The following is an 8327-nucleotide window of genomic DNA, read 5'->3' as shown; positions in this document are numbered from 1 at the left end:
TTCAATTCCTTATAGGTACTTTCAAAACCCATAAAAGTGACGTCACTACGCCAATAATACCAAACAGCAATTGCTCCTACAAGTCAGCTTCACTAATTTCTATTTATCTAAATACAATAAACTATCTCAAAATATCTACTTCTTACTGACGATATCTTCAATTTTCAAATTGTCGTCGATCCCCCGGAGATTTTACGCTATTGGAGGTCGACGACAATTTGTTGAACAGCACCATTTGTTGAAATCATACACGTAGATTTCAGCTTCTTGTTTACCTTTTATGTAGAATTTCACTTTCTCTCATCTTTCTCTCTATCTTAAATCTTAAATTGGAACATGCAATAGGCTAAATTTAATTAAACATACTCTTTAGTCGTACTCATCATTGTTGTTCCGTGAAAGCTCGTCGACCAACCGAACAACTGCGACTTATATAGATGTTCTTCTAACACCTCAATATAACTTCCCCACTCCCTATTTACATTTATACCAATATATAGTATAAATGACTTACAGACTAATTGGTATATTTTAGAAGTCTAATTTCCACATCGAGGTGTTTCTATTGAAAAGAAGACTCTTTCCAACGCTTCTCGCTTCAATACTATGCTTAGCTAGTATATTAACGGGGTGTCAAAAAAACGAGGCCCCTCCATTCTCTAAGGATAAAAAGGCAGAGCTTACGATTGCGTATACGAATGAAAATGCTTTTCTAAAGCGCTACGGCAATCTATTTAATCAAGAGTACCCTAATATAAGGCTTTCTATCGTATCTACAATTCCTCTCGTGACCAAGAAGTTATCTGTGGAGAACTGGGTCCAGCAGAACAAATTCGATATTATCTATTTGCCGCCTGATCTAGTAAAAGAAATGGCAGAACGCAACGATTTGCAAGATTTGGACTTATGGATAAAGCGGGATTCCTTCCCGCTGGAAGAATACATTCAGCAAGTCATCGAATATGCCCGCTCGATTGGAAATGGGAAGCTATATGGGTTACCTCCTACTTTCTACGGACAAGCTATCGCATACAATAAAGACCTTTTCGATACGTACCATATCGAATATCCGCAAGAAGGAATGACTTGGGAGGACTTGCTCCGCTTGTCCGGGAAATTTCCAAAGGATGACGGGCGTGGCAACACGCTTATCGGTCTTGGAACCAATGATTCTTCTTCCTTTGAATTCATGCTGAAAGTCGGCTTCGGGCAAGGCCTAACCATGATGCAGGGCAATCCACCCCAAGCGACAGTCTCAAGCGACTCCTGGAAGCAAATTTGGCAGCTTACGCTTCCCTTATTGAAGAGTGGACAATTAATAAATAGCTCCGATCTCAATACGTATATGGAGGCCTTTCATGCTGGCAAGCAAGCAATGGCTGTGGTTACGTATGAAGAGTACAAGCAGTTGGCCGCCCAGAAAAAAACTACATTTCAATGGGCACTAGCCCCATTTCCTGTTAACCCCAACCAGTCAGACAACAACGATACAATGCTAATTGACGGATTGTATGCAGTATCCGCTCAATCTACAGAGAAAGAAGCAGCTTGGGAACTGGTGAAGTTTCTTAATTCTCGCACCGTTGCGAAATGGAATTACCGCTCTTTATATGGCTTTTCCACCTTACAAAACGAATTGAGCACGAATCAAGAGGAACGTGAACGACTATCTGCCATGTATGCGTCGCGGCAATCCTATCATCCCATAGGAGAAGTACCGTTTGAACTTGTAGATAAGGCGAATGCTGCAATCAAAAACATACTGGATGGCGGTCAGTCGCTGGAAGAAGCTCTGCAACAATTGCAGAACGAGGCTCAGCAGATTCCAAAGTAATTCCGATGTATGCGGATCATTCCGTTTACATATATCACATCATCCAGAATGTACAAGTGAGTCGTTACTACGTCTTGCTGGGGGTGATTCATTGTTGCACCGCAGAACTGCAGAATGGATTTGCAACAATAAATGAAGGAGATGTGAAGAATGAAAAAGGAAATTACTGTGTTGTGCCTTGTAACTTCCCTGTTCCTCGTTAGTGCGATGTCAGCATCTGCTGCCAAAAAGGATCCGGATGCAGAAACGGATGCATACATCGGCTATGTCGTTGGAAACCAAAAGAAAGTGAAAGGTAAAGCCTATGCCCGGACAACCAACTCGAACATGAAAAAAATTAATGTGTTCGGCACCTTCTACGAGGGATCAACCCAGAAGGAACAAGGAACCAATTCTACGACTACCAACGGCTACGAAACAGCATGGTATACAGGTGAATATAGCGCAACAGGCTCCTACAAGTTGAATGCACTGTCGCGTACATATTACAAGGATGGAACAGAAAGCGAGCAATCATCGGCAAGCGATTCTTGGTAATACCGTAAAAAGGGTGGGTTTCTTCCACCCTTTTTGCCAGTTTATATTCGTTGGAGGTATCATCATGAGGAAGAACAAAATTGCAATACTCTGTATTATACTCTCGATGCTATTATTATCAGCTTGCCAAAGCAACATCGAGAAGCCGATAACGATCACGGTGGAGTACCCTTCACCAACCGAGTTCTACAAAAGATATGGTCATGCCTTTGAGCAAAAATCCCCTCTTATCAGCATTCAAGTTATCCCCGAGGCGAATCAGTCATCACCAGCTGATCTACGCTATATGGACAATTTATCCGCTTATAAGAAGCTTAGCGACTCAGGCGAGCTGCTTAATCTTGAACCGTATATAAAGGAGGAACCTGGCGCATGGAAGAACATATCTCCGATCATATTCGATTCCTTAAAAAGGATATCTGGAGACAAACTTTACGGTTTGGCGCCTACCTTCTCAAGCTACGCAATTTACTACAATAAAGATCTGTTTGCTACATACAAAATCCCGCTTCCGAAGAATCAATCCACTTGGAAAGATATCTTTGACTTGGCGACCCGCTTTCCCTTGCAGACCGATGATGGAGAACCGTTATACGGATTTAAGCCCAATTACTATGAAAATGTAGGAATCTCGCTCATTATGCGTTGGGGACAAACGGAAGGATTGCGATTCATCGATCCCGAAACCTTACAAATCCAGATGAACACACCCGCATGGAAGGCAATATGGAGTAGAACGATTGACGCTCTGCGCTCTGGACGCATCTATAAGCAAACGCAGCAAACCGAAGGTACGATGTCACTCGACCCCATCTACACAGGCAATGCCGCTATGGTGTTGCAATCCCAGGTCGCCGCTTATAATTTTGACATTAATCGTAATTTCGAGGGCGGAAAGGCTATTAATTGGGACATGGTAACTGTTCCTGTAGATCCGCGCAAGCCGGAATTCAGCGATTACTATCGCATTGAGGAAATTTACGGAATCTCAGCAGCTTCGGAGCGGCAGGAAGCAGCTTGGGAGTTGCTGAAGTGGATGATGCAAGGAGGAGCCGTGACTTCCACGGAAATCAACCACGGACTTCCGGCGCGAACCGAACTTATTGCTACCGTGAAGGGACATGACCTAACCCCATTGACGATGCTTAAGGCTACCCCATCCAATCACAATCCTTATGATTCCGTTCATTACGATATCATCAACGCTTTCAAAAGCGTCGGGAACCAAATCGTGGAGGACGTCATTGCGAATAAACTAACCATTGAAGAAGCGTTAATTCAAATCGATGAAAAAGGCCAACAAGCGGTCGATGCCGCCGCCATTGAAGTATCTAAATCCGAGGAGAATAACGGTTCAGAGTAAGGACTGGCCGATGAAAACATGGATAATCCATACGTACGGTAAAACCAAAAAGTCGAGTCTGGAGGTCTTGCAAGCCCTACCTCGACCTTTTGGGCTGCCGTTTTTTTCTACCTCGTAACTCCTTTTTCCTATCAATTCGTTCAATCCTAATAGGTACGTTCAAACGAATCAGTTTCGTCTAGAGTTTCTTCCATGATGTTTTTCGTGCGTATATGAGCAATTAATCATATAATGTAGAAAAAAGGAGGTTATTTATTTGAAGAAAATTAGTGCAATATTCTTAATCTGCGTATTAGTATTGGTAGGCTGCGGAGGTGGACAAGCATCCAAAGATGAAGCTCTAGCACTCGATTATGTCAATACATACCTAAACGGCACCGACAAAGAGGCTAAGAAAAAGTTCGTTGAAGAGAAGGTACATCCAGAAGCTATGCCGCTGTTCGCTATGGGGATAAGCCTAGAAATTCCTGAAAAGAATATGTACAAAAACCCGAAAGTTATTGAATCAACGGAGTATGAAAAGGATGGAGAGAAAGCCACTATCGTATTGCTGTCAGGAACTGTAGACGGGAAAGATAAAGAAATGATCGTGTTAACGATGGATGGGAAAATAGGATTCGGCTTCGAGCCTGATAGCAAAAGTGAGAGTATGAAGAAAAGTTATGATGAGATGCGTTCCAAGTTCAAAACTGAGCCACTGAAGTAACTAACAAGCCTCGGGCAATCCGAGGCTTTATTTTTTATGGGGCCGCACCAACACGTCATTCACATAACAAAAAAAGTAAATTTAAGGTATTAACCACGCAAAATGGAATATATAAAATAAGGAGGTGGCCACCTCTCAGTTCGAAAGAAGGAGTGTTTACATGAAAAAAGGATTTCTTGCCGTATCATTGTCACTGTTTTTGGCCATTGCTTTAATCGTGTTTCCTTTCTCCGGCACTAATGTAGATGCTAAAGGAGTAAGCGGCTCAATCACGATCAACAAAGAGACCTATAAATATATCGAAGAATCTTTCGGAAAAAACCGAGGGATTACATTCAACCCAGGTCAACATACGTACAAAATAACTCCGAATCCTCACGACAATCCCAAATACAACAAAAAACAAGAGCAGTTCTATGAGGAGATTGCAAAAGGCGTTAAAACTCTTGTAGAAAAATCAGGCTGGAAAGATACGCTCAGCAACATTACAGCTCTGGGTGAAACCTATACATTAGCTCCACGCTAAATTAGTTATGCACGAATACAACATGTTGTATCCCTCAGTACTTTGTTTTACCCATCTTCAAAAATATGTACTCCCCAAAAATACATGTGATCGAATAGATTCTTTCCGAGCCCTTGTTAAGACAAGGGCTCTTTCAATTTTGTCCTCATCCAATATCAATAACTGCTTTATGCTGCACCCAAAATATGCACTAAGCCCTGCAAAACGCCTAGCTTAGCTTTTTTTCGACATGTCATTAATCCTGCAGCCCAGAATGGATATGAATGTTAATTTATTCGCAAGCAATCCCGCTGATTATAGGGCTACAACCCACACAACGAAGGACTGAACAGAATATAAAAAAATGGGACTAATGTTAAAGGGAGTGGTACCGTGTCAGCAGCCAGGCTAAAAAAGTTTGTCGGTAAATATGTGTTCGTACGTATTAAGGGCACAAATAAAGGGTTTCCTTCCTTTGTACAAGAGGTAGTCGTTAGACAAGGGAGAAGTTGGATTACTCTGTGGAAATGTTTTAAGTGCGCAGGTCCCATTCAAGTTCTCTATCGAACGAACCAAATTGCCAGTATTCGTGTTGTCGATGATCCTTTGTCAGAGAATAAATGCAATAGAAAGCAAAAATAAAACCATCGATCAAAGTGGACATATTGTCCTCGGGAGAGCATCCGGTAGGAAAAGCAATGTTCTTAGCAAAAGCTAATCGCCGTTCTAGATAGAGTTCATTGTGAAGTTCGTTATTGTATTCGGGTTAATCTCTTCAGACCTCAGTATTTCCGACTGGAAAGACCGGGGTCTTTGTGTAAAGTGCAACTATTTAAGGGGAACTCTCACATCTACTGTAACTTGGGGCGCAGGATTAATGGCAAGAGTTGAATCTTACATGAAAACAAATCTCACAGTGGTGCCCGTTACTTGATAAGGGCTTTAATAGGGAGTCACTTTGCAGTTCCCACACTTCTTTAAGCCAACGCATCAACCTTCCTCTATACGATTCTATTTATACCATTTAAAATAAAATAACCCCAATACGATAAGCCGAGTATCGGAGTTATTGGATTATTGATTCTTTCTCTTTTCCTGACGCGATTGCATTTGTACAATGTATGTATCAAGTTGTTGGCTGATTCGTATCACTTCTTCGTCTGCAAATCCACCTTTAATCTGAACAATCTCTGTAAGCTTCTTCCTAAGCTCATTAATTTTATGCTCCAATGAATCTATAACGCTCACCTCACGTACACTATCTCTCTCCTGAGTATAATGCACGTTCCAGTAAGAAATGTGAGAAAATACCACTGTATCACTTTGTCGAAAAATGAAAAAGAGCATCAAATGATGCTCCCAACATTACTACGGATATATGCTCCTGATCCGCCAGAGAGTGACGCTACTGTTGTAAGTTGTAAAAAGTATGTTTACTGGCTAGGCTACTAGAAGCTCCATATAAAATAGCTGCTCTTTTAATCCGAGGTAATCAGCGTATCTAGTACAATTTTAAGAGAGCAATTTTATTAATAAGGAATAATAGACCCAGTGTCACCTGTCAATGCAACTACTGTTACTATAAGGGTTGTGTATAGAAAACCTTGAAAACAGATTTTTGGGATTACATTTTTCATATTCAATTCTCCTCCATCAAGTAATTTCTGAGATTTTCAAGCATTTGTCCCATCATAGGAATATTATTTTTTATATGTATATGAATAATTGTGTTTAAACATTCCTTCTCTTTGTTGACATCTTTGATCTTCGAAAAGCACATTAAACCTTCCATCAAATGGTTAATACTGTTGTCGATGTCGCCTATAGCCGAAAAATACTCCCCCAGAATTCGCTGATATTCCCCATACCCATAATAAGTTAATGGGTTCTCTTTATCCAAAATAGATGAATTTATTCTGTTGCTTTCTATTAAAGCTTGAGCTTCTTCAAAATTCTTTTGTTTTAAGTACAATTGTAAAAGATGCCTTGTTGCACCAAGGATAAAAGTATCGCTGCATGTCACAAGGAATGCTCGAAGCTCTTTAATAGCTTTATCAGTATTCCCTTTTACGGCATTGTACAGAGCTTCCATAAACACAGTATGCTCTTGTGAGTTCGGGTAATTAAATTGCTTATACTGTAACGAGTAAAGTTCTGATTCTTCATATTTGCCAAGAGCAAAATTCGCATCCCTAAGAACCCAAAGTGCGTTTACTTTATAGGGACTTTCAGCACTATGTAACGCCAGTACCTTCTTACAGTGTTCGATACTCTCGTGATACAATTTCAGATTATACGCCTGTATTCCTAATTTGTAGTATAGCTCGATCCGCTCTTGTTGGGATAAGAAATCAGCATAATTAAGAATATATTTTCCGTTGTAATAGGTTTCCTTCAGCCTGTTTAAGTCGTAACGTTCAATCAAGTACTGTTGATACAATCCTTTTGCAATATATGGCATAATTCCGTGTGAGCGTGAGTAGTCGATGATGAGGCTATACAATGACAATTTAATGGAGTTATCTTCTATGGAGTTGATATGTTGATACAGCTTTTCGGTTAAATCTAAGCTGTCTTCATTCGGAGATTCAAGGTATTTTGTTGCAACTTTCCGAATAAGGTCAATGTCTTTACATTGTCGTACTGTAGTTTGAAACATACTTAGCAATGTTTCAGCTCTTTTTTCAATTTCAGCATAATAATCAACCAATGTTTCAAAAGGAATATTCAATGTCATTGCCAATGGACGTACACTCGAAAACTCTGGACGCTTTACTTCGCCGTTCTCGATTCTTGAAATCGTACCTCTAGGAACACCTGATAATTCTGACAATTGAGTGATCGTCATATTTAACGAGCGCCTTGTATCTTGGATTAGTTCACCGATCGTTGTAATGATCGTTGCGTCCAATATCATCCCTCCTTCTCATCAAATAACCACCTACATTTTACCATGTCATATAGATCGTGTAAATTTAATGATATTACGAGGAAACACATGAAAAGGAGCAAGAATTATCTCGTTCCTCTGTTTTTGGCGGCTCGTATATTGGATTTTATGCTTTTATCACCGTCTATACATAGCCTGTCAGCTAAAGCCTTGAGAAACTGATTAGATACAGGTTTTTCTACCTTTTCTACAAGTCTATAATAGTTAACTTCATATCCATCAAGTACACAACTTCTTTTTTGTGGCATCTGATTCCTTTCATTTATTTACATTTTCTTCTTAAAGATTTTCTTATCTATTTTCAATTTACACTACACTACCTACCCCATAATAGCTATCCTAATATTAATTCCTCGTAGGTACGTTCAATACATGTTAGGGCTGCCGTCTTCCTTTAAGTGGCCCATGTTTCAAATCCTCATAGGTACGTTC

General features: G+C 40.3%; 7 protein-coding genes. 5 read left to right on the top strand and 2 right to left on the bottom strand.

What is annotated here, in order from left to right:
* The first annotated feature begins 556 nt into the window (after positions 1 to 556).
* The 5 genes from BBG47_RS26555 (at position 557) to BBG47_RS26535 (ending at position 4966) form a co-directional block, all read left to right on the top strand.
* Positions 557 to 1834, top strand: a complete 1278-nt coding sequence (locus BBG47_RS26555; protein WP_254659938.1) for an ABC transporter substrate-binding protein — start codon at positions 557 to 559, stop codon at positions 1832 to 1834.
* 150 nt (positions 1835 to 1984) lie between these two features.
* Positions 1985 to 2371 carry a hypothetical protein gene (locus BBG47_RS26550; protein ID WP_065294249.1) on the top strand — a complete coding sequence of 129 codons (387 nt, stop codon included), beginning with the start codon at positions 1985 to 1987 and terminating at the stop codon, positions 2369 to 2371.
* Between the two features lie 64 nt (positions 2372 to 2435).
* Positions 2436 to 3734, top strand: coding sequence for an ABC transporter substrate-binding protein (locus BBG47_RS26545; RefSeq protein WP_065294248.1), 1299 nt, complete (start codon positions 2436 to 2438; stop codon positions 3732 to 3734).
* A 256-nt stretch (positions 3735 to 3990) separates the two neighbouring features.
* A complete protein-coding gene (locus tag BBG47_RS26540; RefSeq protein ID WP_065294247.1) occupies positions 3991 to 4440 on the top strand; it encodes a hypothetical protein in 450 nt (149 codons plus the stop codon).
* A 160-nt stretch (positions 4441 to 4600) separates the two neighbouring features.
* Positions 4601 to 4966, top strand: coding sequence for a hypothetical protein (locus BBG47_RS26535; protein ID WP_021253174.1), 366 nt, complete (start codon positions 4601 to 4603; stop codon positions 4964 to 4966).
* Positions 4967 to 6019: 1053 nt separating this feature from the next.
* On the opposite strand, the gene BBG47_RS30910 is transcribed toward BBG47_RS26535, so the two are convergent.
* Positions 6020 to 6292 (bottom strand): aspartyl-phosphate phosphatase Spo0E family protein, encoded by a 273-nt coding sequence (locus tag BBG47_RS30910; protein ID WP_254659937.1) that lies wholly within the window; start codon positions 6290 to 6292, stop codon positions 6020 to 6022.
* A 292-nt stretch (positions 6293 to 6584) separates the two neighbouring features.
* Positions 6585 to 7856 (bottom strand): helix-turn-helix domain-containing protein, encoded by a 1272-nt coding sequence (locus BBG47_RS26520; RefSeq protein WP_083189626.1) that lies wholly within the window; start codon positions 7854 to 7856, stop codon positions 6585 to 6587.
* Positions 7857 to 8327: the final 471 nt, after the last annotated feature.

The sequence above is a fragment of the Paenibacillus sp. KS1 genome (assembly GCF_001680695.1).
Classification (GTDB): Bacteria; Bacillota; Bacilli; order Paenibacillales; family Paenibacillaceae; genus Paenibacillus_B; species Paenibacillus_B suaedae.
The sequence above is the reverse complement of the archived record's forward strand: the minus strand, read 5'-3'. Positions and strand labels throughout refer to the sequence as shown.